A 23,224-nucleotide genomic window follows, 5' to 3' on the forward strand; every position below is an offset into this window, starting at 1 on the left:
ACATTTCCGGGTCCCCCGTTCTACCCTCCCCCGCCCTTCTATTGTATCGTCCCCCGCCCCCTCTCCCCCACGCCCCCCCCCCCCCCGCGCGGTCCCACCCCCCCGGGGGGGCGAGGACTGGCGCGTTCTCTCCGCGTCCATTCATGTAGGGTTCCATAGGTCCGGCTCTCGCCTGAGTGTTGAATCCTTGCGATGCGGAAAAGCGGCCGCGTGCCGGCGCAGATGTTGTCTGGAACTGCCTGGCGTTGCTGCAGAGCAGCAACCGCCACCGGTCGCAGGCGCTTGCCTGCTAGTGCAATGCGGCCGTCCGCCATCATTTCAAGACGTTTTGAAGGGGTCTATCCGGCGGAGGAAAACGGCATGCCGGGCATGCCGCGCAGGAAAGGACAATGGAGACCCAGTATCGTCGCCGGCTGGGTCTGGGCTTCCCACTTTTTTGCGCCGTACCTGGCCTGCACCGATGCCGCGCGGGCTTGGCGACCTATATCCGGTTCCCTGTGGAGGCCGCCATGGACATGAGCAACAGAAAGACGCGGTTCAATATCTGGTACTGGGTCGCGGCGTTCGTGGGCGTGATGGTCGTCCAGTATATCTATGCCACGACGCAGCACGTCGCCGAGATACCGTACAGCCAGTTCGAGACCTTGCTGAACGCCGGCAAAATCGCCGAGGTGCAGGTTTCGGACCGCTTCATCCAGGGCCGCTTCAAGGAGCCGCAAGACGGCAGGCCGCTATTCATCACCACACGCGTCGAGCCGAACCTCGCCCGTGACCTGCAGGAGCACGGTGTCACTGTGACCGGCCAGGTCGAAAGCACCTTGCTGAGCGACCTGCTTTCCTGGGTTGTGCCGGTGCTCGTCTTCTTTGGCCTGTGGATGCTGCTTCTAAGACGCATGGACGGCGGCGTCGGAGGTTTGATGCAAATTGGCAGGAGCAAGGCCAGGGTCTATGTCGAAGCCAATACCGGCGTGACGTTCGACGACGTGGCGGGGGTCGATGAAGCCAAGGCCGAGCTGCAGGAGATTGTGGATTTTCTGAAGAACCCGGGCGAATACGGCCGCCTCGGAGGCCGCATGCCCAAAGGCGTGCTGCTGGTCGGACCGCCGGGCACGGGCAAGACTCTGCTCGCCAAGGCCGTCGCCGGCGAAGCCAAGGTCCCGTTCTTCTCGATCTCCGGTTCGGAGTTCGTCGAGATGTTCGTGGGGGTCGGGGCCGCGCGCGTGCGCGATCTTTTCGAGCAGGCGCGGTCCAAGGCTCCCGCAATCATATTCATCGACGAGCTCGACGCTCTTGGCCGCGCCCGCGGGACCATGGTCGGCGGCCACGACGAAAAGGAGCAGACGCTCAACCAGCTTCTGGTCGAACTCGACGGTTTCGATCCACAGATCGGCGTCGTGCTGCTGGCCGCGACGAACCGTCCTGAGATCCTTGATCCGGCACTTCTGCGCGCCGGCCGTTTCGACCGCCAGGTATTGGTCGACCGGCCCGACAAGCAGGGTCGCATCAAGATCCTGCAGGTTCACATGAGCAAGGCCAAGCTGGCGACGGATGTCGACGCGGAAAAAGTGGCGGCGCTGACGCCCGGTTTCACCGGTGCTGACCTGGCCAATCTCGTGAACGAGGCGACGTTGCTCGCCACGCGCCGCAAGGCGGATGCGGTAATGATGGGAGATTTCAACAATGCGGTGGAGCGCATCGTCGCGGGACTGGAGAAACGCAACCGGCTCCTGAACCCGAAGGAGCGCGAGATCGTCGCCTACCATGAAATGGGTCATGCGCTGGTAGCCATGGCGCTGCCTGGCGTCGACCCGGTGCACAAGGTGTCGATCATACCACGCGGCGTCGGCGCGCTCGGCTACACTATCCAGCGTCCGACCGAGGATCGCTTCCTGATGACACGCGAGGAGCTGGACAACAAAATGGCAGTGCTGCTCGGCGGCAGGGCGGCCGAATGGATCGTATTCGGCCATCTGTCCACCGGAGCCGCCGATGATCTCGCCAAGGTAACCGACATAGCGCGCGCCATGGTGACGCGTTACGGCATGTCGGCAAAACTCGGGCACGTGGCGCTGGAAAAGGACCCACGCTCCTTCCTGAGCCCCAACCCGCTCGCCGGCGGACCGCGCGAGCACGATTACGGCGAAGCCGCCGCCGATGCCATCGACGCGGAAGTGCGCGACATTGTGGAGGCCGCGTTCGGACGAACCGTCAGCCTGCTCACCGAGCGGCGCGACGTGCTGGAAAGGGCGGCACGCAGGCTGCTCGAGACCGAGACGCTCGATGAGACTGACCTTGCGGCGCTGGTCGGAGACGTCTCGACGGCGGATCATGCTGCGCAGTATAGTTCCAGTCCGTCTTCGCATAAGAAGAAGGCTGTGCTGCAGCCGGCCAGGACCGCGGCTGCAATCCCCACGCGCGGATCGGGGAAATTTCGGACGCAATAATGATGTTTCGGACTGCTCCCGCCGGCATAGATCGCTCGTGGAAAGCCTTGCCGCACGCTACGACGGTGACACGCGAGATCGACATTGATCTCTAGGCTTTCGAAATCCAGTATGTGTCGGTCACCAACCAAGCGTTCTCGATGCCATTTTTCGGTCGCCCTCGGTGATATTGCGCGAGACGGGTGACCTTGCCTCGCGCAGCCTTGAGGGCGACCATCAAGGCCTTTTCTTCGTCAGTGCGCCTGGCTCCGCTGCAGGGGTAAAATCCGCATGGCACAAGTGATCGTACGGGAAACGTATCGCCAGCCCTTTCCAGAAGCATCATGAAACCACGTCGGTCTTCACCCGTGAACGGCAACGCCATCCGGCCAGCGTCGGACAAATTTGAAAGCCACCGTTCCGGCACGTGCGTCACTCCGGCAAAGGCGATCACGACATCGAGGTCTGGCAGATCAATTGCCTGCGTTGCATCACCGCACGTCACTTCGACGTGCGCATAATGAGCGAGATTGCCTTGCGCGCGCCGAGCTAGTTCTTCGTCGATCTCATATGCAATCACGCGTCCTTCAGAACCCGTCAGTTCAGCGAGGATGGCGGTGAAATAGCCGACACCGGCGCCCACCTGAAGGACGGTCTGGCCGGGAGTGATGTTCAGATGGTCGAAAACCAGTGCCCAAAGCGACGGCAAGCCGCTGTTCAGTCCGCGTTTTTCGTCAAGCAAGACCAGAACGTCGTGGTAGATCTCATGAAGTGCGGCTGAAGGGCTGGTATGGACCGCCCCGATTTGCAGTCTCGAATGGATACGCCATGGCCCGTCGCCAAGGTAGTGTTCGCGCGGAACCCTTGCAAAGGCCTCGATGACCGCAGGATTGTGCAAGACAGGTGATGCGACACGCAGGTCTTCGGCAAACCATCGGCGCGCTACACTAGCATCGATTTCTGTTGGCATAGAGTATCGGCTCCCGGATTGCGCGTACTCCATCATGCTCTCAGAAAACCGAGTGACGGCAAAGGGCGCCTATCCTCGTATGGACGGGGCGACGCGCGCTGTCCGTTTGCGACCGAGCGCGGTCTCGCCGAGCGCCCTCCGCGAGACTGTAAACCATGGCGATATGGAAGAACACTCTGCCCGACGATCATATCGTCCGGCTGGCGAGCAGCCTTGTGAGCCAATCCGGATCCATTTCCGGCACGGAGGACAGAAGCCGTTCGGTATAGGGGGCATGCGGCGGCGTGAGAATTTCGCTCTTTAATCCCTGCTCAACGACTTTACCCTGGTGCATGACCACAATTTCGTCGGCGATCGCCCGCACGGTGGCAATGTCATGGGTGATGAAAATGTAGGTCATGCCGAGCTCGCGCTGAAGCCGGATCAAGAGCTTCAGGATTTCCTCTTGCACAATCTGGTCGAGCGCGGACGTGATTTCGTCGCAGATTATCAGCTCCGGATCGGCGGCCAACGCCCGGGCGATGCAAACGCGCTGCTTCTGGCCTCCCGACAGTTCGGCCGGCAGACGATCCAGATAAGTTTCGCTCATCTCGACCATGTGCATGAGTTCGCCGATCCGCCGATCCCGTTGTGCACCCTTGAGGCCAAGGTAGAATTCAAGCGGACGAGCTATAACTTCTTCGACCGTCTGGCGCGGATTTAGGGCGTTGTCGGGCATTTGATAAATCATCTGTATGCGTCGCAGGATCTCTTTTGGGCGCAACTTCACGGTCTTGGAAAGGGCCTGGCCGGCAAAGGAAATCGACCCCGAAAGCGGGGGCAGCAGGCCGGTAACGACGCGAGCGAGCGTCGATTTCCCGGAACCGGACTCGCCGACCACAGCCACCGTTCTTCCGCGTGGAACTTTGATCGAGACATCCTGGAGCACCTTAACCGCCCGGCCGTAGGCCGCGGTGACGTTGTCTATCGTAAGCAAATATTCATCGGCCGGAACTTCGGGCTTGGCGAGCTTGCGCACGGCCCAGAGCGTCTTGGTATATTCCTGGGTGGGCGAGGCGAGCATCTGGCGCGTTTCTGCCTCCTCCACGGTTAGTCCATGGCGCAAAACCATGATGCGGTCCGCCATTTGCGCCACCACCGCCAGATCATGCGTCACATAGATTGCAGCGGTGTTGAACTCCTCCACGATGTTGCGAATGGAGGCGAGAACTTCGACCTGCGTTGTCACATCGAGCGCCGTCGTTGGCTCGTCGAAGACGATGAGGTCCGGACGGCAAGCCATCGCCATCGCCGTCATCGCCCGTTGCAATTGTCCGCCGGAAACCTGGTGAGGATAGCGAAAGCCAATGGTCTCCGGATCTGGAAGCTGAAGACGCCGATAAAGATCGACCGCACTCCGGTTCGCTTTCTCTCGGCTGGCAATCCCATGCGCCACCACGGTTTCGACAGTCTGATCGAGGAGTCGATGGGCCGGATTGAAAGAGGCCGCCGCGCTTTGCGCGACATAGGCGATACGGGAGCCTCTGAGGCGACGCCGCCCTGTTTCGCTTAGTGCCAGAAGATTGATCCCGTCGAACAGGATCGAGCCCTGTGTAATACGGCAGCCCGGCTTGGCGTAACCCATCGCCGCGAGGCCAATGGTGGATTTGCCGGCGCCTGACTCGCCGATCAGGCCAAGAACGTCCCCCCGCTTCAGCGCCAGATCGACCCCGCGGACTATGGGATACCACCGCTCGTCCGAGAAACCCTCCACATGCAGATTGCGGATCTGAAGCAGATCCTTGCCTTTTTCGCGCAATCCGGGAGCGCTATTTTTCATCCCGCAACCCGCTTGTTGCATGCAGGAACCAGTCCACGACGAAATTCACAGAGACCGTGAGGAGGGCAATCGCGCCGGCCGGCAGCAGCGGCGTGACATCGCCGTAGGTGATCAGGGTCGCATTCTCGCGCACCATCGATCCCCAATCGGCGGTCGGTGGCTGAATACCGACCCCCAGGAAGGACAGTGCCGCGATCGTGAGGAATACGAAGCAAAATCGCAAGCCGAACTCCGCGACCAGCGGCGGCATCACGTTGGGAAGGATTTCCTTGGCGATGATCCATTTCGGGCCTTCGCCGCGCAATCGCGCCACTTCGACATAGTCCATCACCGCCACGTTAAGCCCGACGGCGCGTGCGAGCCGAAAGACACGGGTAGAATCGAGCAGCGCAATGATGATTATCAGGCTTGTGATCGACGAGCCGAAGATCGAAAGCAGCACCAGGGCGAAGATAAGGCTTGGGATCGACATCAAGACGTCCACCGCACGCGACAGTATCTGGTCGAGCCATCCTCTGTACAACGCGGCAAGAAGGCCTAGCGAGACGCCGACTGCGAAGGACAGCAATGTAGTCGCGACGGCTATACCGATGGTGTTGCGCGCACCGTAAATCAAGCGTGTGAGCATATCGCGGCCGAGCTGGTCAGTTCCCAATTTGAACTGCTGGCTCCACGGTGCGAAGGCCTCGCTGAAGACCTGTGTTTCGCCGTATGGGGCGATCCAGTGCGCGAAGACCGCAACGACGACATAGCCAATGATCACGAGGATGCCGAACCAGGCACTGAAGGGTGCCTTCCTCAGCGCCGTTTTGGCCCGGGTGGCGCGCGAGCGCCTCAGCCTGTGAACCTGCGCGATGGGTTCGTAGCTGGTCATCGTGGATGCAAGAGCCTGGGATTGGTGGCGATGGAAATGATGTCGGCGGTCAGATTAAGGAGGATATAGGTCGCCGCGAAAATCAAGGCGCAAGCCTGGACAACCGGAACATCCCTTGATTTGACCGCGTCGACCATCAGCTGACCGATGCCGGGATAGACGAACACCACTTCGACGACGACCACTCCGACGACGAGATAAGCAAGATTGAAGGCCACCACCGTGACGATCGGAGCCCATGCGTTGGGCAAGGCATGCCTGAGTACGATGGCCATCGGCGAGACTCCCTTGAGACGCGCCATGTCGATATAGGGGCTTGCAAGCATGTTGATGATCGCCGCTCGTGTCATGCGCATCATGTGTGCCACGATGACGAGCGTAAGCGTGGTCGCCGGCAAGGCTACTCTCCAGACCTGATCCCAGAACGGCGTCTGGTCGTTCACGTTCGACAATGTCGGGAACTTGGGAACTGCGTTAAGTATCCAGTTCAGTGACGCTGCAAGCCAGTGCGGCAGGGATTGTGCGAACTCGGAGCCGATGAATGTGTCGCGCGAGATGACCAGGTAGGCAAGCATATAGGCGACGAAGAACTCCGGGAACGAAATGGTTGTCAGCGTCACTGCGTTCACCACCCGGTCGAACCAGCCATTGCGGTGGAGCGCAGCGAGGATGCCCAGTCCCAGGGCGAGCGGAACTGCGATCAGCGCGGTCATCGATGCGAGGAACATCGTATTGTAAAGGCGCGGCGCGATGATCTCGGCGACGGTGCGCCGATATCCGGTGCGGCTTGCGAACGAAGAGCCGAAATCCCCGTGGAGCATCTGCCCGACCCAGACGAAATAACGCTCGACAGGCGGACGGTCGATGCCAATTTCTCGCTGGAAGGCGGCGACCGTTTCGGGTGTCGCGGATTGTCCGAGCATCGCCTTGGCGAAGTCGCCCGGCAGCATTGCAATCGCAGAGAAGATAATGATGGAGACGATGAACAGCGTGACCAGGCCGAGGCCAAGGCGCTGCAGAACCGTTCTTGCGACCGGGTTCATTTGCTCGCGTTTCCCGTTGCCGTCGCTGCCCTGCCGGCAGGGCACGCGGCTGCAAGCCGAAGCCCAGTAGCCATCGCGGGTCCGGCCCGCTCTCTCACGCAGTGGCGATCCACCAGCGTTCGGCCATCTTCAGTCCGTCGTTCTCCCAGTTCGGCGCCACTTCGCCATGTGCGAGCTTATTGGATTTGGCGCTGACGAAGTTGTTGAAGACCAGCACGATGCTGCCGCCATCATCATGCGTCAGTTGCTGCATCTCGGCATACATTGCCGCCCGCTTGGCCTCATCCGTCTCGGCGCGCGCCTGGACAAGCAACTCGTTGAAGCGGGGATTTTTCCAGAACGACTCGTTCCAGCTGGAATCGGCGGCGAAGGCTTGCGTGAACATCCAGTCGGCCGTCGCGCGACCGCTCCAATAGGAAGCGCACCAAGGTTTCTTGAGCCAGACATTGTCCCAATAGGCGTCCTCGGCCTCGCGCACGACGTTTACGTCGATACCGCACTGGGCTGCCGTCTCGCGGATCAGCGCAGCCGCGTCCACCGCGCCTGCAAAAGCGGCATCGGCGACCGAGAGGTCCACCTTCAGTTTCTCCATTCCAGCCTTTTTCAGATAATGCTTGGCTTTCTCCGGATCGAAACTGTGCTGCGGCTGCGGATTGGTGGCGAATTTAATCGCCGGCGCGATCGGGTTGTCATTGGCCACGGTGGCGTGACCGAGAAAGATCTTGTCGACGATCTCCTGACGGTTGATCGCCCACTTTAAGGCCATCCGGACATCCGGATTATCGAACGGCGCCATCGTGACATTCATCGGCAAGGTGTAATGGCCATAGCCGGTGACCTCGACGATCTCCACCTTGGGGTTGCGTTTCAACATGCCGAGGGTCTTGAGGTCGGCGCGGCCAATATAGTCCACCTCCCCTGTCGATAGCGCGGCCATGCGAGCGGCGAGATCGGTGATGGCGATAAACTCCACCTCGTCGAGATAGGGTTTGCCGTTCTTGAAGTAGTTCGGATTGCGCTTGAGTTTGGCCGAAACGCCGGGCTGGAAATTCTCAAGCACGAAAGCGCCGGTGCGAACGCCCGATCCCCAATCCGCCTTGCCGTCCTTGGCCGGCATGATGACCAGATGGTAGTCACTCATGATGTAGGGGAAGTCGGCGTTGCCGCTTTTCAGCGTGAAGACAACCGTTTCCGGGCCATCCGCCTTAATGCTGGCGACGGGCTCAAGCAGCGGCTTCGCCGCCGACTTAGTTTCGTCGCCCATATGATAGCGAAGCGAAGTCACGACATCGTCCGCCGTCACATTCTTGCCGTTGTGGAAGGTTGCGCCCTTGCGAAGCTTGAAGACCCAGGTTTTGGCGCCATCGGACGATTCAAAGCTCTCGGCAAGGTCCGGTTGGACGTTGCCTTTGGCGTCGACCTCGGTGAGGCTGTTGGACATCGAGCCCGAGAACGCTGTCTGTGTGAAGGTGTCCGGGTAGCCGGCCGGATCGATCGAATCCGTCGTCGCGCCATGTGCCATTCCGAGCTTGGCGAAGCCGCCCTGCAGCGGTTCGGCGCGGGCCGTGCTGACGAAGAGCTTATCCGCAGCGGTGACCGTCAGCCCAGCGGCCAGCCCAAGATTAATGAAATCGCGACGGGAAATCTTGCCGCGACCGATCAGGCTTTGAGCGATAGCAAGCTTGTATCCAGATTCTGACATTTGACTCTCCCATTGCGGATTTTCCGCGTTATTGTTCGTCACGCACCCTGTGAAGAAATCTGCCCGTTAGCCGCGATCATCATTTCTGCTACTCTTCGAATCCGTACCTCAATCAGGCCGTCACATAGATGCTGCCCGCCTCGACCGTTACTGGAAATGTGCGCGCGCGAACGGACGGATCGACCAGGGCCGCGCCCGATTTGATGTCAAATTCCCAGCCATGCCAGGCGCAGCGCACGATCTCGTTTTGGCGGTGATAGATGAACTGCGCCTCTTCGACCGGTGCAGTTGTTCCACATTGCGGCCCCTCGCAAAGGGGAGCGCCGCGGTGCGGACAAACATTCAGCAGCGCGTGGAATGAATCTCCGATGCGAAAAACGCCGACCGAAAGGCTGCGGATCTTGGCGATGAAGGGAGATCCGGTTTCGATCTCGTCGACTCTACAGATGTATGTCTTCTCGGGCATCGTCTGCTTCCTCAGGCAGCATTCGCCGCTTGCGCGCGCGGGATGCGCTTGTAAACCTCCAGCGCATTCAGCCCCATGATCTTGCTCTTCCAGGCAGGAGGGATTTGCAGCGTGTTGGCATCGTCATAGTCCCAATGCGGATAGTCGGAGGCAAACAACAGCGTATTTTCGCCGTCCATCGCCTCGAGAGTGGACCAGAGATGCTGAATATTTGCGGGCTGCTCCAGCGGCTGCGTGGAAAAGCGGATATTTCGCCGGCAATATTCGGACGGCAGCATTTTCAGCCATGGCGTCTCTTTGCGTAGGGCTTTGTAGTCGGCGTCCAGGCGCCACAATACCGATGGCACCCAGGCGACGCCGCATTCGATGACCACGAAGTAGAGGTCCGGCCATTTTTCGAAGACGCCATGCGCAATCATGCTTGCGACATGCGAAATGGCCGACATGTGCAGGATGGCATGGGTCTCCCAGAAGAATGTCGTCGGGGCCGGAGCAATCGCGGTCGAATTCACGCCACCATGGCCGCCCAGATGAATGGCAAAGGGCAGCCCCACCTCGGCGCAAGCCTCATAAATTGGATGGTAAAACGGATCGCCATAGGGCTTGACGGAGCCTTGCGAAGCGAGAACCTGAACCATGCGCGGGTGATTGCCCAGACGGCGTATCTCGGCGGCCGCGAGCTTCGGATCCTGTGGCGCGACGATGATCGAGCCCATGAAGCGATCGTCCTTCGGCAGCCATTGGTCGATCTGATAGTCATTGTAGGCGCTGACGAGGGCGCTGGCATAATAGGGATTTGCGAGGGTGGAAGCCTCGATCGGCTCATCGCCGGTCAGGATCGCCACATCGACCTTGTACTTGTCGAGGTGTTTTTCCTTCATGATGAGATAGTTGTCGGCTTCTGTTTTCGGACGGACGTCCTTGCGTGAGAAGTCCTGCGGATGAAACCAGGGACGGTGGCCATGCGGGAAGGCGCCAACAGGACCTGTCTTCTCGCCTTCAACGAACATGTCCTTCCATAGGCCGGAAAGGTAAGGCTCCAACACGGTCGCGCTTGACCAGTAATTGTGGCAATCGCAGTCGACTATGAACACGTTGCTCAGCTCCGTAGCTTCAGCCTGCTCGATCTGCCGGCCGATTTCACCGCGTGCAGCTTCCGCCTTGAGTATTGTTTGATCAAGCTTATGATCCTGCGCAATATGATCGACTTTTTCGATCGGAGGTCATGTGCAGCTAGATCACATCGAAACCTTTCTCGACATCATCGAGTCGCGAAATTTCAATCGTACCGCCGACCGGCTGGGTTTGACCCAGTCGACGATCAGCACCCGCATCAAGAATCTGGAGAGCGCGATCGGGTCCGAGCTCTTTCTGCGCGGGCGCGCCGGCGCTGAGCCGACAGCCGCCGGGCGGCGGTTCGAAGCCTATGCCAGATCCTTGCTGTCGACGTGGTCGCAAGCTCGACACGATGTGCGAGCGTTCAACCGTTTCGAGGGCACGTTGCGCATCGCCGCACAGGTGGGCATGACCCGTTCGGTCCTGCCGGGATGGGTCGAGACACTGTGCCAGGCGCTTCCAAAATCCTCGATCCATGTCGAGTCGGACTATTCGAACCAGATGGTCAGCGACCTAAGCATGGGAAATCTCGATATTGCCGTGCTTTATGCGCCTCGCTACCTGCCTGAGATCGCCTACGAGCATCTGATGATCGAGGAATATGTGATGGTTTCGACGGCTGCCAGAACGCTGTCTGATGTCGACCCTGAAACCTACATTCGCCCAGGCTACACCGCGGTGCTGGAAAAGACGCACGCAGAGCTGCTGGCCGAGCTTGCGATCTGTCGGCTTTCGACGGGATCGGAAACTCTGGCGGAGATCATGCTGCGACGAACGGGCGGCACCTGCTACATGCGCAGCGACGATGCGCGCCGGTTCACGGCCGAGCTCCCATCGTTCCTCGTCGAGGGAGCGCCGACGCTGCACCAGCCAGTCCACACCGCGATCCTTGCGCGCCGCAAACACGAACCCATTATTCGCAAGGGCATCCGAGCTCTCCAGGTGGCTGTAATGTCCCTGGAAGTTTAATCGAAATTACCGATCATAACGGCAGGATTGCGCGGCTGTTCAGCGGGGTTTGAAGTGGCATCTTGGCTCCACTTCAAACCCGAGTTGAATGATGAATGCTTACGCGGCCTTTGCAGCCTCCGGCTTCGCCCCAACAAAGCTTCACCGGGAGTGGGCACAGACCACGCCGCAGCTTGTGCTCTGCCGACGCGTGATCGACGAGACGCACGATGTGAAAACATTCGTTCTCACACCCGCTTCAGATCGGATGTTCTGCTTCAGCGCTGGCCAATATGTTGTGGTGCACCTGAGGATCGAGCGGGCCGCGGTGACACGCTCCTACTCCGTTTCATCACCGCCGACGCGACCGCTCGACCTGCAGATCACCGTGAAACGGACGCCGGGCGGGCTCGTTTCGAATTGGCTCCATGACAATTTGAAGCCGGGCGATGGGATCGAGATCGAAGGGCCGCTCGGCTCGTTCAATCTCGACGATCTGCCGCATGCAAAGTCCCTCTTCCTTTCAGGTGGCAGCGGGATAACTCCCGTCATGTCGATGCTGCGGGCATTTACCGACCGCGCAGCAAACCAGGATATCCACTTCATCCATAGTGCGAGAACGCCGGACGACATCATTTTTCGGCTCGAACTGGACGCACTTGCCACTCGCTTTCCCAATGTTCATGTGACTTGCATTTGCAGTCATGGAGACCCGGCCTGGACGGGTCCAACCGGGCGAATTAACAGTGAAATGCTCCTGACCTTGGTTCCCGATCTCCATAGCCGCACGATTTTTGCCTGTGGGCCGGAATCCTACATAAAGGCTGCACGCAGCTGCCTCGATGCAATCGGGCTCGCCCCTTCACAGTATCATGAGGAGAGCTTCGGGGGCGGCAACATTTCGCGTTCGCTATCGGATTCAAAGGATTCGTCTTCGGTCCGCTTCGCCCGCTCCGGCCTTGCATATCACTGCGCGCCCGGAGAGACCCTGCTGGAAGCGGCGCGCCAATGTGGCGTCTATGTCCCAACCGCTTGCCAGCAGGGAGTCTGCGGTACGTGCCGGATCGCCAAGCTGTCTGGCGAAGTCGTCATGGATGACCTAGGCGGACTGACCTTGGAGGACAAATCGGCAGGCTACATCCTGGCGTGCTGCAGCCGCCCACAAGGCGACATTTTGCTTGATCTATAATTGTACCCATCGCGGAACGAAATCGGGCAGCCTTTGCGTTCAACGACCAAGCCATACTACTGCGACCGCAAGTGATTAGGTTTCGGGACCCGGATGGGCTCGCCCGATTTCTGGCGCAGCTCACGCTGGGCATCGCAAGCGACGAAAGTCCTACCCAGCAATACGCTTGAGCTATCATTCAGCCGTTGCATGGGACGACCTCGACACAAAGAGGCGCGGCAATTCGGCTCCAGCTACACCGTCGCGGCCGGATCAGGGGCGTTGCGGTTGAGATGAACCGCAATCGAATTACGGTTCACCAGGCGAGCCGCGAGGACACGGTGTTCAAACGGTGCGGTGTCGCCAGCCAGCCTCTTCAAGAGAAGCTCGGCTGCCGTCGCCCCGATCAGGTGCGCCGGCTGCGCGATGGCTGTGATACCTTGGGCCACGAACTGCATCCAGTCGAGATCGTCGAAGCAAAGCAGCGAAACCTCTCCCGGAATCGCAAGCTTCAGTGCGGATGTCGCCTCCAGAACGCCTGTCGACATCACACCGTCGGCGGTAAACAGGGCGGACGGCGCATTGCGCATTGTCAGCAGATCGAGTGCCTCCTTTCGGGCTGCCTCGCTGGAATAGACCGCCACGCGGCGGATCAACTGTGGATCCGGCGAAATGCCCGCAGCGCGATGGGCTTCGAGATAACCCAACAACCGTTGCCAGCTTGGATGATGGTAGCGAACGTCGGAGCTGGAGAGATCAGCGTTTGTCACAAAGGAACCAACATCATCGCGTTGGTCCGGCCCGAGTTCCGCCAATATTCCGATGCGGCTGTGTCCGGCGGCGATGATCGCCGCTATGCTGCTACGCGTTACAGAAACGTTATCGACCACGACCGAATCGGTTTCCATGCCCGCCACGATGCGGTCGAACTGCACGACGGGACAGCCGGCCGCGACTGCGTCACGAAGATGATCCGGCTTGTCCAAGAAGGTCGATGAGACGACTAAACCATCGACCTGCTTTTCCAACAGCAGCTGCACCGCCTCTCGCTCGAGTTCGGCATTTTCGTCACTATTCGTAACGATAACCCCGAAGCCGCCACGGCGCGCGACGTCCCCTATTCCGCGCAGCACGCTTGCATAGAATGGGCTTTCGATGTCGCCCACGACAACGCCGATAGTCTGGGTCTTACCGGTGATCAGGCCTTTGGCCAGGCGATTGGGCCGATAACCCAGCGCAGATGCCGCGGCGCGCACCTTCTCCTGGACCTCAGGGCTGCTGTACCCGTAGTCACCAAGCACGCGCCCAGCCGTGGCAGAGCTCACTCCAGCCCGGCGAGCGACTTCGATGATAGTTGCGTTTTTGGATCTTTGAGTCACCCAGCAAGTCCCGCCGACCATGCAACGTCGTGGCGACGAACTAGCGGCAGTTAGGCACGCCCCGCAAGGCCGAACACCGCAGAACCCGCCGCTGCGCACACCATTTGAATCACAGCACCTCCGACAGAAAGCGTCGAAGACGCGGGCTCTGCGGATTGTCGAATAGGTCTTCTGGCCGGCCTGCCTCGACGATCCGCCCCTCGTCCATGAACACGACCTGGTTCGCGACCTTGCGAGCGAAATTCATCTCGTGTGTAACGACCACCATCGTCATCCCGCCCCGCCCGAGGTCGGCCATCAAGTTCAGGACACCTTTGACCAATTCTGGATCGAGGGCGCTGGTGACTTCGTCGAACAGCATAATTTCGGGTTCGAGGGCGAGCGCACGCGCGATGGCCACCCGCTGCTGTTGCCCGCCCGAGAGATTGGCCGGCCGATGGTCCTTACGCTCCAGCAGTCCGACTTCATTTAGCCTCGCCAAGGCCGCGTCATTAGCCTCCTCGCGCGACATGCGTTTAACTTTGCGCAGCGCCAAGGTGATGTTGGCGAGCGCGCTACGGTCGGGGAACAGATTGAACTGCTGGAAAACCATGCCCACGCGCCGCCGGAGTTGGTCAGGGGTCTGCTTGTAGATGCTTTCGCCGTCGAGCAGAATGTCACCGGCTCGGCATTCTACGAGACGGTTGAGGCAGCGCAGCAAGGTCGACTTGCCCGATCCGGACGGACCGATGAGGCAGGTGACGGTCCCGGGCTCCACTTTCAGACCGACGTCATGCAGCACCTGGACGGCGCCGTAGGCCATGTCGATATTTTTGACCTCGATGCCGCCACCTTTGAAGCGTGTGGGCGCTGCTGCAGGCAACGTCGCCGCTCCCGGCACGACGGCTTCGGCAAGCTCGGCGACCTCTTGGAGGCCACTCTGCACGGCGGTTATTCGTTTGCCGACGCGCATGCGCGCGTCGATGTAGTTGACGAGATGGGTCAGCGGCACCGTGATCACGAGATAGAACACTCCGGCCAGCAATAGGGGCGACAAGTTGCCGGTCAGCACAGCCTGGTCCTGGCCGACGCGGAACAGTTCGCGTTCGGAGGCGAGCAGACCAAGGAAATAGACCAGGCTGGAGTCTTTGACATTGCCGATGAACTGGTTGACCAGTGCAGGCAGGACGCGACGGATGCCTTGCGGGATCACCACCAGGCGCATGCCTTGGCCATACGTCATACCGAGAGTCCGCGTGGCGTCGATCTGACCCCGCTCGACGCTCTGAATGCCGGCGCGGAAAATCTCCCCGATGTAGGCTCCGGCGATCAGGCTGAGCGCCAGAATGCCCAGCGGATAAGGCGATGGACCGAACAGATCTCGGCCCAACCGCGCGAAGCCTTGGCCAATGATCAGGATTGTGACAATGGCAGGAAGCCCACGGAAGATATCGGTGTAGACTCGGGCAAGGAGTTTCAGCGGCCGGTTCTCTGAAATTCCCATGACTGCGAGGACGATACCGATCAGCGTCCCGAAAAACGTCGAGGCAAGGGCCAGGATCAAAGTGTTCTTGAGGCCGACCATCACCATGTTTGGCAGAACTTCTGCCATCGCCTGGAAATCAAGGAAGCTGCGGGCGAAGGTATCGAACCAGCTCATATCAAGTCCATCTATAACTCGGCCGGGCACCGTTGCTGACGGGCCCGGCCGGAAACGAAAATGAATACGCGCGAATTTACTTCTTGGGCAGATATTGATCCGGCATCGGAGTGCCCGGGAACCATTTCTCATGCAGCCGTTTCCAAGTGCCATCGTCCATGGCCTTGCGCAGCGCCTTGTTGAGCGCCTCGCGGAAGGCATCGTTGCCTTTCTTGACCACGAACCCGGCCGGCGCATCGAAGGACGGCACGTTCATTGTTATCTTCAGGTTCTTGTAGCGCTCCACATACTGCTTGGCGGACTCATAGTCAGTGAAATGGCCATCAATCGTCCCGTTATTCAGCGCCGCCACCGCAGTGTTGTTGTCGGGAAATTTGACAATGTCGCCCTTGAGGTTCTTCTCGGCATAGATTTCCTGCAGCGTTCCCTGGATCACGCCGATGCGCTTTCCGGCGGTGCTCTCATTGCTCGTCAGTGCCGGATCCGCCGAAATGATCGACAGGTAGCCGGCGAGATAGCCGTCGCCAAAATCCACGGTCTTCTTGCGCTGCGCCGTTGTGCCGATGGCGGCGACAGCGACATCGAAGCGGCCGTTGGCAACGGAGGGCAGCAGCGCCGAGAATTCCTGGCCGGTGAAAACGACCTGCGCCTCCTTGAACCCGAGCCGGCGCGCCACATCACGGAAGAGTTCGGCGTCGAAGCCGGTGAAGTTACCGTTGGTATCGGTGAAGACATAGGGTTTCGCATCGCCCATGGTTCCGACGCTGATCACCGTCGGGTCGATGAGGTTATAGGGGTTGTCCGCCGCGTTTGCCTGAGTTGACGAGGCCAACGTGCCAAGTCCTGTCAACAGCGCGATCGTCAGCGCCAGACCGGATTTCAAAAGTAGGCGCCTGTTCGAATTCGTGTGCATGTCTTCTCCTCTTACGATTGGCCGAACTCGGCCTTGCGATCCCACTCGACGTCTCATCTATCAAAACGCTCTTGGACGGCGTTCGGCCAGGAAGGTGAGAACGTTATCATTTTCTCTAGCATTGTCCATTTCTCGCGTCAATTGTTTCGGAGGATTTCGCAGCTAGATGGTTTTCCAGTCTTAAGCCTGGGGGATCTCCGGCGTCATCTTTCCTAGGTCGATTGCTGTCGCATGGCCGATTGCCCCGTAGTACCGGCAGGTAGCAGCAGCCGCCTCTGCGGCATGGCCGAGAATGTCTTGAGGCGGCTCTTTCTTAAGCAGGCCGAACAGCGTTCTTGCGATGAAGGTGTCGCCCGCGCCCAGGGTGTCGACGGGTTTGACCAACCGCGCCGGGGTTCGGTAAGAGACGGTGTCGCCGTGAAGCACCGCGCCGGCTCGACCACGAGTCACAAGAACCCACTTTGAACCACATGCAAGCAATTCGGCCGCGATTGCGGCCAATTCCTTGTCGTCGAGACCGTCACCCGAGACACAAGCCAGATAGCAATAGGGTCCAATCTCGCGTCGATGTCCCGGTTCCCGTCGCGTGGAAAAATCATAAGACAACAGTGACTTACTTGATACAGCGGCAACCCACGGGTCCAAACCGCTGGACTGGCCGATGTGGACGGCCTGAAAGCCCGAGAGAAAATCCAGATCTTCTTGCGTCGGCGTAAACACCGAAACTCCGAGATCGAAGTCCAGGAAAATCCGATCGGCGTTGCGGTGACCTATGAGGCAGTAAGCAGTCGGTCCCTCGAGACGCCGTAATCGGGTGATGTCCACGCGCTCCGACGCCAGTGCAGTGCAGATAAGGTCCCCTGCCCGGTCTTTGCCGATCGTTCCGACATAGGCCGATCGCCCGCCGAAGCGGCTGACATAAACCGAGACATTGAGGCAATTTCCACCAGGATACATCTCGTCGCGAGCAAGATAACAATCGACCACGTTATCGCCTATCGCGGCAATCTTGACCATTGCAGGACTTTCAGTTTAATGGATGTGATAACGTTCGCACAATGGCCGCCCACCTGTCAATTGTGGGCCCGCCCCTAGCTCTGCCAACGAGACGAGGAAGCTCATGATTTCCGCCCTGCCCTCCGACGTGGAACGCGCCCTGACCGCTATGGCGGGCACGCAGTTTTCGCACCTATTCCTCGTGGCGTGCGGCGGTTCGCTCTCGATCATGATGGCAGGCAAATACTTTGTCGACCGTCACAGCGGCACATTCGCCTGCGACATCTACAACGCGGATGAGTTCGTCTGCCGAGACCCGCGACGGTTGGGACCTGACGCGCTCGTTGTCCTTTGCTCGCAGACCGGCACCACCCGTGAAACTGTGCGAGCGGCCAATCATGCAAAGGATCGAGGCGCAACGACAATCGGCATGACGCTCGACCAGATATCGCCCCTCGCGCTGGCGGTCGACCACGCAGTCGCCTACCAGGCCTCCTACACGACGGGCAAAGCAATCGATTCAGCCTGCAGCAACTACGGCGTGCTCTATATGTTGCTCGCCGGCCTGATCGATGCTCGGGAGGATGCCGGGCTAACTGCCGATCTGCTGACGAGCCTGAGCCATCTTCAGCCGGCGATCGAGCGTGCGCACCGGACCTATGCCGACCGGTTTCAGGCCTTCGCCCCCCGTTTCGCGCCGCGCAATGCGATCTACACACTGGCCAGCGGTGCCAGCTATGGTGCGGCCTATTCGTACGCCATCTGCGTGTTGATGGAGATGCAGTGGTACGATTCGCAGGCCATACACGCCAACGAGTTCTTTCACGGCCCATTTGAGGTGGTCGACCGGGATACTTGCTTCGTGGTCTTGCTGGGTTTGGACGAAACGCGGAGCCTTCCCGAACGCGCCCGAGACTTCCTTTTCAAGTACGGCAGCCGGGAAAACGTCCTGGTGCTCGATGGAGCGGAACTCGACCTCAGCGGTATGTCCGAACACATCAAACCCTATCTCGTGCCCTTGGTCTTCTTCGACACGCTTTGGCGTTTTGCCTACGAGCTGGCCGCCCTGCGCGGCCGTCCAATGCTTGAGGGCCGGCGCTACATGAAGAAGCTCACCGACTATTAGTTCCGCCGCGCTCTGCAGCCATCCAACAACTCCCAGCCCGGCTTCTGCGAAGAAGGATTTCTCTATGACTGCATCACCAAAGCCGCGCCATGTCGTTGTTATCGGCGCGGGCATCTTCGGCATCTCTTCCGCGTTGCACCTTGCTCGTCTTGGCCCTGATGTAACGCTTGTCAACGACGGCGCGCCAGCCAACGGTGCATCCGGCCGTTCACTTTCCTGGCTGAACTCAGCGCGACGTGCGGACACTGCCTACCACCGCTTGAGGCTTGCAGGCATCGACCGTTATCGGACCCTGGCCGCCACAAGACCGGAAACGGGATCGTGGCTTCGCTTTGACGGCGGCCTCACCTGGGATGCGGATGACGAGACGAACCAGATCGCGTCCGTCTGCCAGTTGGAGCAGGATATTGGTTATGACGCGCTTCTGCTCGGCCCTGCCGAAGTCGGTGCAGTGGTGCCCGGCGTCAACGCGAGCGCAATTACCCCCCAGGGCGCCATCTTCAATCCTGGCGAAGGATGGGTTGACCTGCCGTCTTTGGTCAGTCTGCTGCTCAATGAGTTCCGCTCCCGTGGCGGCAAGTTTGTTCGGGACGCTGGACGCGTCCGGATAGATGCCACAGGTGGTCGCGCGCGTGGCGTCGTCACTGCCGACGGTGTGCCGGTAAAGGCGGATGCAGTGGTCCTTGCGGTCGGGCCAGCGACGCCTATCATGCTCGCAGAGATCGGAGTTCGTGTCCCCGACGCCACGCCAATTTCACTTCTCTTGAAGACCAAGCCGATCAAGACCGAGCTCCGTGCCGTGCTGAATACGCCCCGCGTGGCGGTTCGCCCGACGCCGGATGGCGCACTTGTTTTGGATTCGGCGTGGTCGGAGGAAGAAGTCGTGGTCAACTCTGACGGAACCTACACCGTGCACGACAAGACCGTCGAAGGACTGCTCGAGGAGGCTAGTGCGGTGCTCGAGGGCAATCCGCGGCTCCAACTCGCTGCCTATGCAGTTGGCCCGAAGCCCATCCCCGGCGACGGCGAGCCAGTGCTTGGCTGCGTCGAGACCGTTGCCGGACTTCACGTCGCCTTCAGCCACAGCGGCGCCACGCTTGGATTGATCGTCGGCGAATTGCTTGCCAAAGAAATCGCCTCTGGCAATCCGCATCCCATGCTTGCAACGTTCCGCCCTAATCGTTTCAGCTGAAAGGGCAATTTGGGGCAAGGCCGAACTGTCCAGATGGGTCGCGGGCCTGGGGAAGAGCCGCGTGATCAGGTTGTCGTGCTACGGCAACAGAGACGGCGAGAGGTCGGCGCTGCGCGTCCAAGCGCGAACGCTCGAAGAAGAATGCCCCGCAAACTATGGTCAGATAGCCACTCGCGATCCACTGGAGTGCGCTAACCGCGACAAGTTGCGCAAGCTTCCGCCCGCAAAATCAGACACTGCGCATAATCAGAAGCCGTTGCTCCAGAACGATTTCACCTTGTCAAGAGACGGCCCGCCTTGCGGCGTGCGAGGGGTCGGCAATGACTTGACCAAGCCTTGACCAAGGGTCAGGATTGCGCCTATCGTCGCGTGCAAGAGCGATTGTCGAGCAATCCACACTCAGCTCGGCAATGAACACGGCTCACCACGTTGACCCGACGCGCGCAAGGACAGGAAATGACCATCACGGTGAAAGTTGGCGAGGCCAAAACGCATCTCTCGGAACTGCTTTCAAGGGTAGAAGCCGGCGAGGAGGTGATTATTTCGCGCGGCAATGATCCCATCGCTAAACTGTCGCGGATTCAACGCCGCAACGATGTCGAAGCCGTGATCGAAGAGATCAGCGCTGCCCGCGCCCGCGCCAAGCCCGTGACGCAGGACGAAATTCGGGCCTGGCGCGATGAAGGGCGCCGCGCTTGATGGCGATCATCGTCTGATGCCTTTCGTTGTCGACCTTTCCGTGGCGGCTGCCTGGATTCTTCCTGATGAAGACAGCGAGGCGGCGGCCGCCCTGATGCGACGATTGCCGGGAGCAACCGCGCCTGTCCCTTCCCTGTTCTGGCACGAGGCGCGTAACGTCGTATTGATGGCCGAGCGGCGTGGCCGCATCGCGGCGGGCGAAGCTGCCACCACCATGGCACGGCTGCGCCGATTGCCGCTGGAGGACGCCGGCGGCGGGTCGGACGGCGCAGTGCTGACATTAGCGGCTTCGCACGGGCTCAGCGCCTATGACGCCGCCTATCTGGCGCTGGCAATCGAAACCGAGTTGCCGCTGGCCACCCTCGATCGGAAGCTCGCACTTGCCGCACGCCGCCAGGGAGTCCAAATTCTCGGGCCGCTCGCGAATGGCAATTGACCTCTTCGCTCGGCCACCTGCCTATGTTGTTCGACGTGCAGAAGTCTTTGACGCTCTCGATTCCGTGCTGCCTCTGGACCACCGCGACTTTCTCGCCGAAGAAACCCGAGAAGATCGAAGGTAGACCGCACCGAAGTCTCTACCTTGTTGGAATCAGATGCAGTGCAGACTTCCCGCCCTTCACGGCCGCCGCTGACAGCTTGTGACAGCTTGCGGTCAAAGCTGGCAAGTTGGCCGCCGCGCGCCTTGGCAAGCGCGAGAAGGTAGGTAGCCGTCACCTGCGCCGAGGTCAGTATTTTGGCTGCATCAATGTCGCCGGAGCCAACCAGGCTCACATCGTCGGGCCAGAAGCTGTGCCCGTGCAGGGTCCGCAACTTGGTAACGATTCGCGCAACAACAGCTGGTGAGCCGGGAGAATTGGGATATCTTTGGTTGCCGACGATGCGCAGGACGCCGTTTTCGGTGACGGGACACGTAGCCCATGCGGCGTTACCGGTCTCTTCGAACCAGCCATGCGCGTCGTCATGGGCGACGTGGCCAGGATCGATCAACGCGACCAGCACGTTGACGTCGAGCAGGAATGTCACTGCAGTTCGTCTCGCAAGGCGTTGACCGTTTTAAGCGTGACGGGAGATGCATCCGGCCGAGGTGGCAGAAGAGGGATCCCGTTGCACTCGCCGCCGGCTTGAGGCCGGCGCAGCGAGCGCCGGGCGAGATCGGTGATGACCTCGCCGAGGCTGCGATCCTGCTGCCGGGCGATTGCCTTGGCCGCGACCAGGACATCGTCATCGATCGCCAGTGTGGTTCTCACGTTGCCCTGCTTGGTGCGCATCAAACATCACGCATCATATAGAATAGCGACTGGGATACTCAACCGGTGCGAATAGCCGGTGGACTTGGCGTGGAACACGTTTGTGCGGAAGAATCGTCGCTTCACGGTTTCAACCCTTGTATGCGACGAGAACTGCGGCCGCTGCAATCAGTGAAACGCCAAGCCAGTTCGGCAGGGACAATCGTCCAGTGAGGAAACCCACTCCGAATAACGTGTCAAGCGCGCCCCTTAGGCTGGCGTCACCGAGCAACTCCCCCTCCCCTAATGCAGCATCAGGGTTGCGGGTCACATATCTTGAATGTGCTTGCCGACGTCAGCCAGATCCAGCCACGTCGACAACGGCCTTGATCAGACCGGACTTCTGCTGCGCCCAGATCGCAATATCGCGTGGGCTGTCGCGCAGGGTGGTGCGATGGGTGACGAGTCGGTCGATTGGTATTTTTCCAGCGCGGATCGAGGCAGTGACGTGCTGGAAATCGCTACGCGTCGCGTTGCGACTGCCGATTAGCATCATTTCCCGCTTGTGGAACTCTGGATCTGAGAAGGTTATGTCATCCGGCACGACGCTGACCATCACCATGACGCCACCATGGGCAACATAGGCAAAGGCAGCCTGCATCGAACGGCTGTTTCCCGTTGCGTCGAAGACGACGTCGAAACCTGCTCCCGCAGTTCGCTCCGCTATCGTTTCGGCGATCGATCCCTTCGACGCGTCGATCACCAGGAAGCCCAATTGCCTTGCGGCAAAGGCCAGCCGCTCGGCATCGACGTCCATGACGGTCACGTTGAGTTGCGCTATGCGCGCAAAAAGCGCGGTGCCGAGGCCGATCGGCCCGGCGCCGATAACCAAGGCGCGAATGCCCGGCCCCGCCATGGATCTGCGGACCGCGTGAGCACCGATGGCCAGAAACTCGACCGTGGCAGCCTCCACCGGTGACAGGCCGGCCGCTGGTATCAAGTTCTGCGCCGGCACGAGAATCTGCTCGCTCATGGCACCGTCACGGTGCACGCCAAGCACCTCGATCGACATGCAGCAGTTCGGCTTTCCCTGGCGGCAGGCGGCACAATTTCCGCAGGCAAAATAGGGGTTGACGAGGATTTGCTCTCCAACCGACAGGTCCACCGGCGCGTCGATTGCCGCGATTGTTCCCGAAACCTCATGGCCCATGACGCGCGGATAGGCGAGATAAGGATGCCTGCCCTCGAAGATGTGGTAGTCGGTTCCACATATCCCGACATAGGCGACATTGATCAGTGCCCAGCCTTCGGGCGGAGTGCCTGGTGCCTGCTGCTCCTCAAACACCAGCCTGCCCGGCTCAGCGCATCGCACGACTTTGATGGTGGGGCCCATGACTATAATTCACCCCCTTGCTAAGCTGGAGTCCGGCAACAGGAAGTGGGGCCGGGGGGGAAAACGCCCGGGCGGGGGGGGGGGTGGTTGGTATTAAAAAAATGCGCAGGCGGCGAAATTTAGGTTGGTTTT

General features: G+C 60.1%; 20 protein-coding genes and 2 pseudogenes. 7 read left to right on the forward strand and 15 right to left on the reverse strand.

Going from position 1 to position 23,224, the window contains the following annotated elements; all coding sequences use genetic code 11:
* The first annotated feature begins 509 nt into the window (after window positions 1-509).
* On the forward strand, window positions 510-2,444 hold the full coding sequence (gene ftsH / locus NKH99_RS31140) for an ATP-dependent zinc metalloprotease FtsH (protein WP_353017666.1): 1,935 nt from the start codon (window positions 510-512) through the stop codon (window positions 2,442-2,444).
* A 91-nt stretch (window positions 2,445-2,535) separates the two neighbouring features.
* On the opposite strand, the gene NKH99_RS31145 is transcribed toward ftsH, so the two are convergent.
* The 7 genes from NKH99_RS31145 to NKH99_RS31175 all read right to left on the reverse strand — a co-directional run bounded on the left by NKH99_RS31145 (window position 2,536) and on the right by NKH99_RS31175 (window position 10,391).
* Window positions 2,536-3,393 carry a protein-L-isoaspartate O-methyltransferase family protein gene (locus NKH99_RS31145; protein WP_353017668.1) on the reverse strand — a complete coding sequence of 286 codons (858 nt, stop codon included), beginning with the start codon at window positions 3,391-3,393 and terminating at the stop codon, window positions 2,536-2,538.
* Between the two features lie 187 nt (window positions 3,394-3,580).
* A complete protein-coding gene (locus NKH99_RS31150; protein ID WP_353017670.1) occupies window positions 3,581-5,233 on the reverse strand; it encodes an ABC transporter ATP-binding protein in 1,653 nt (550 codons plus the stop codon).
* Window positions 5,202-6,086 carry an ABC transporter permease gene (locus NKH99_RS31155; protein WP_353017673.1) on the reverse strand — a complete coding sequence of 295 codons (885 nt, stop codon included), beginning with the start codon at window positions 6,084-6,086 and terminating at the stop codon, window positions 5,202-5,204. Before NKH99_RS31155 ends, NKH99_RS31150 begins: the two co-directional genes overlap by 32 nt.
* Window positions 6,083-7,129, reverse strand: coding sequence for an ABC transporter permease (locus NKH99_RS31160; RefSeq protein WP_352540707.1), 1,047 nt, complete (start codon window positions 7,127-7,129; stop codon window positions 6,083-6,085). Before NKH99_RS31160 ends, NKH99_RS31155 begins: the two co-directional genes overlap by 4 nt.
* Before the next feature lie 94 nt (window positions 7,130-7,223).
* Window positions 7,224-8,831, reverse strand: coding sequence for an ABC transporter substrate-binding protein (locus tag NKH99_RS31165; RefSeq protein ID WP_352833006.1), 1,608 nt, complete (start codon window positions 8,829-8,831; stop codon window positions 7,224-7,226).
* Between the two features lie 112 nt (window positions 8,832-8,943).
* Window positions 8,944-9,297 carry a Rieske (2Fe-2S) protein gene (locus NKH99_RS31170; protein ID WP_352503722.1) on the reverse strand — a complete coding sequence of 118 codons (354 nt, stop codon included), beginning with the start codon at window positions 9,295-9,297 and terminating at the stop codon, window positions 8,944-8,946.
* A gap of 11 nt (window positions 9,298-9,308) precedes the next feature.
* The gene (locus NKH99_RS31175; protein WP_352972331.1) at window positions 9,309-10,391 is read right to left on the reverse strand and encodes an amidohydrolase family protein; all 1,083 of its coding nucleotides are present in this window, start codon (window positions 10,389-10,391) and stop codon (window positions 9,309-9,311) included.
* 133 nt (window positions 10,392-10,524) lie between these two features.
* Between NKH99_RS31175 and NKH99_RS31180 the strand changes: the two genes are divergently transcribed.
* Both NKH99_RS31180 and NKH99_RS31185 read left to right on the forward strand, forming a co-directional pair.
* Entirely contained in the window at window positions 10,525-11,382 is an 858-nt protein-coding gene (locus NKH99_RS31180) for a LysR family transcriptional regulator (RefSeq protein ID WP_353017675.1), read from the forward strand.
* Window positions 11,383-11,470: 88 nt separating this feature from the next.
* The gene (locus tag NKH99_RS31185; protein WP_353017677.1) at window positions 11,471-12,550 is read left to right on the forward strand and encodes an FAD-binding oxidoreductase; all 1,080 of its coding nucleotides are present in this window, start codon (window positions 11,471-11,473) and stop codon (window positions 12,548-12,550) included.
* Between the two features lie 233 nt (window positions 12,551-12,783).
* Here the strand turns inward: NKH99_RS31185 and NKH99_RS31190 are convergent, their stop codons facing one another.
* The 4 genes from NKH99_RS31190 to NKH99_RS31205 all read right to left on the reverse strand — a co-directional run bounded on the left by NKH99_RS31190 (window position 12,784) and on the right by NKH99_RS31205 (window position 17,477).
* A complete protein-coding gene (locus NKH99_RS31190) occupies window positions 12,784-13,929 on the reverse strand; it encodes a LacI family DNA-binding transcriptional regulator (protein ID WP_352614842.1) in 1,146 nt (381 codons plus the stop codon).
* Window positions 13,930-14,017: 88 nt separating this feature from the next.
* Window positions 14,018-15,547, reverse strand: a complete 1,530-nt coding sequence (locus NKH99_RS31195) for an amino acid ABC transporter permease/ATP-binding protein (RefSeq protein WP_352614958.1) — start codon at window positions 15,545-15,547, stop codon at window positions 14,018-14,020.
* Window positions 15,548-15,623: 76 nt separating this feature from the next.
* Window positions 15,624-16,460 carry an ABC transporter substrate-binding protein gene (locus tag NKH99_RS31200; protein WP_353017679.1) on the reverse strand — a complete coding sequence of 279 codons (837 nt, stop codon included), beginning with the start codon at window positions 16,458-16,460 and terminating at the stop codon, window positions 15,624-15,626.
* A gap of 180 nt (window positions 16,461-16,640) precedes the next feature.
* Window positions 16,641-17,477, reverse strand: a complete 837-nt coding sequence (locus tag NKH99_RS31205; protein ID WP_353017681.1) for a PfkB family carbohydrate kinase — start codon at window positions 17,475-17,477, stop codon at window positions 16,641-16,643.
* A gap of 103 nt (window positions 17,478-17,580) precedes the next feature.
* On the opposite strand from NKH99_RS31205, the gene NKH99_RS31210 reads away from it, so the two are divergent.
* The 4 genes from NKH99_RS31210 (at window position 17,581) to NKH99_RS31225 (ending at window position 20,909) form a co-directional block, all read left to right on the forward strand.
* The gene (locus NKH99_RS31210; protein ID WP_353017683.1) at window positions 17,581-18,582 is read left to right on the forward strand and encodes an SIS domain-containing protein; all 1,002 of its coding nucleotides are present in this window, start codon (window positions 17,581-17,583) and stop codon (window positions 18,580-18,582) included.
* Window positions 18,583-18,646: 64 nt separating this feature from the next.
* Window positions 18,647-19,774, forward strand: coding sequence for an NAD(P)/FAD-dependent oxidoreductase (locus NKH99_RS31215; protein ID WP_353017685.1), 1,128 nt, complete (start codon window positions 18,647-18,649; stop codon window positions 19,772-19,774).
* A gap of 456 nt (window positions 19,775-20,230) precedes the next feature.
* Window positions 20,231-20,473, forward strand: a complete 243-nt coding sequence (locus tag NKH99_RS31220; RefSeq protein WP_352467423.1) for a type II toxin-antitoxin system Phd/YefM family antitoxin — start codon at window positions 20,231-20,233, stop codon at window positions 20,471-20,473.
* A complete protein-coding gene (locus NKH99_RS31225; RefSeq protein WP_352540699.1) occupies window positions 20,454-20,909 on the forward strand; it encodes a type II toxin-antitoxin system VapC family toxin in 456 nt (151 codons plus the stop codon). Before NKH99_RS31220 ends, NKH99_RS31225 begins: the two co-directional genes overlap by 20 nt.
* A 139-nt stretch (window positions 20,910-21,048) precedes the next feature.
* Here NKH99_RS31225 and NKH99_RS31230 read toward each other — a convergent pair.
* The 4 genes and pseudogenes from NKH99_RS31230 to NKH99_RS31245 all read right to left on the reverse strand — a co-directional run bounded on the left by NKH99_RS31230 (window position 21,049) and on the right by NKH99_RS31245 (window position 23,080).
* Window positions 21,049-21,496 (reverse strand): annotated as a pseudogene (locus NKH99_RS31230) (TA system VapC family ribonuclease toxin).
* Window positions 21,493-21,720 (reverse strand): CopG family transcriptional regulator, encoded by a 228-nt coding sequence (locus tag NKH99_RS31235; RefSeq protein WP_352503709.1) that lies wholly within the window; start codon window positions 21,718-21,720, stop codon window positions 21,493-21,495. The pseudogene NKH99_RS31230 and the gene NKH99_RS31235 overlap by 4 nt, the downstream one beginning before the upstream one ends.
* Before the next feature lie 130 nt (window positions 21,721-21,850).
* Window positions 21,851-21,988 (reverse strand): annotated as a pseudogene (locus NKH99_RS31240) (EamA family transporter); the annotation flags it as partial.
* A 66-nt stretch (window positions 21,989-22,054) separates the two neighbouring features.
* Window positions 22,055-23,080, reverse strand: coding sequence for a zinc-binding alcohol dehydrogenase family protein (locus NKH99_RS31245; RefSeq protein WP_353017687.1), 1,026 nt, complete (start codon window positions 23,078-23,080; stop codon window positions 22,055-22,057).
* Between the last annotated feature and the right edge of the window lie 144 nt (window positions 23,081-23,224).

Source organism: Mesorhizobium sp. M0854 (assembly GCF_040319815.1).
Taxonomy (GTDB): Bacteria; Pseudomonadota; Alphaproteobacteria; order Rhizobiales; family Rhizobiaceae; genus Mesorhizobium.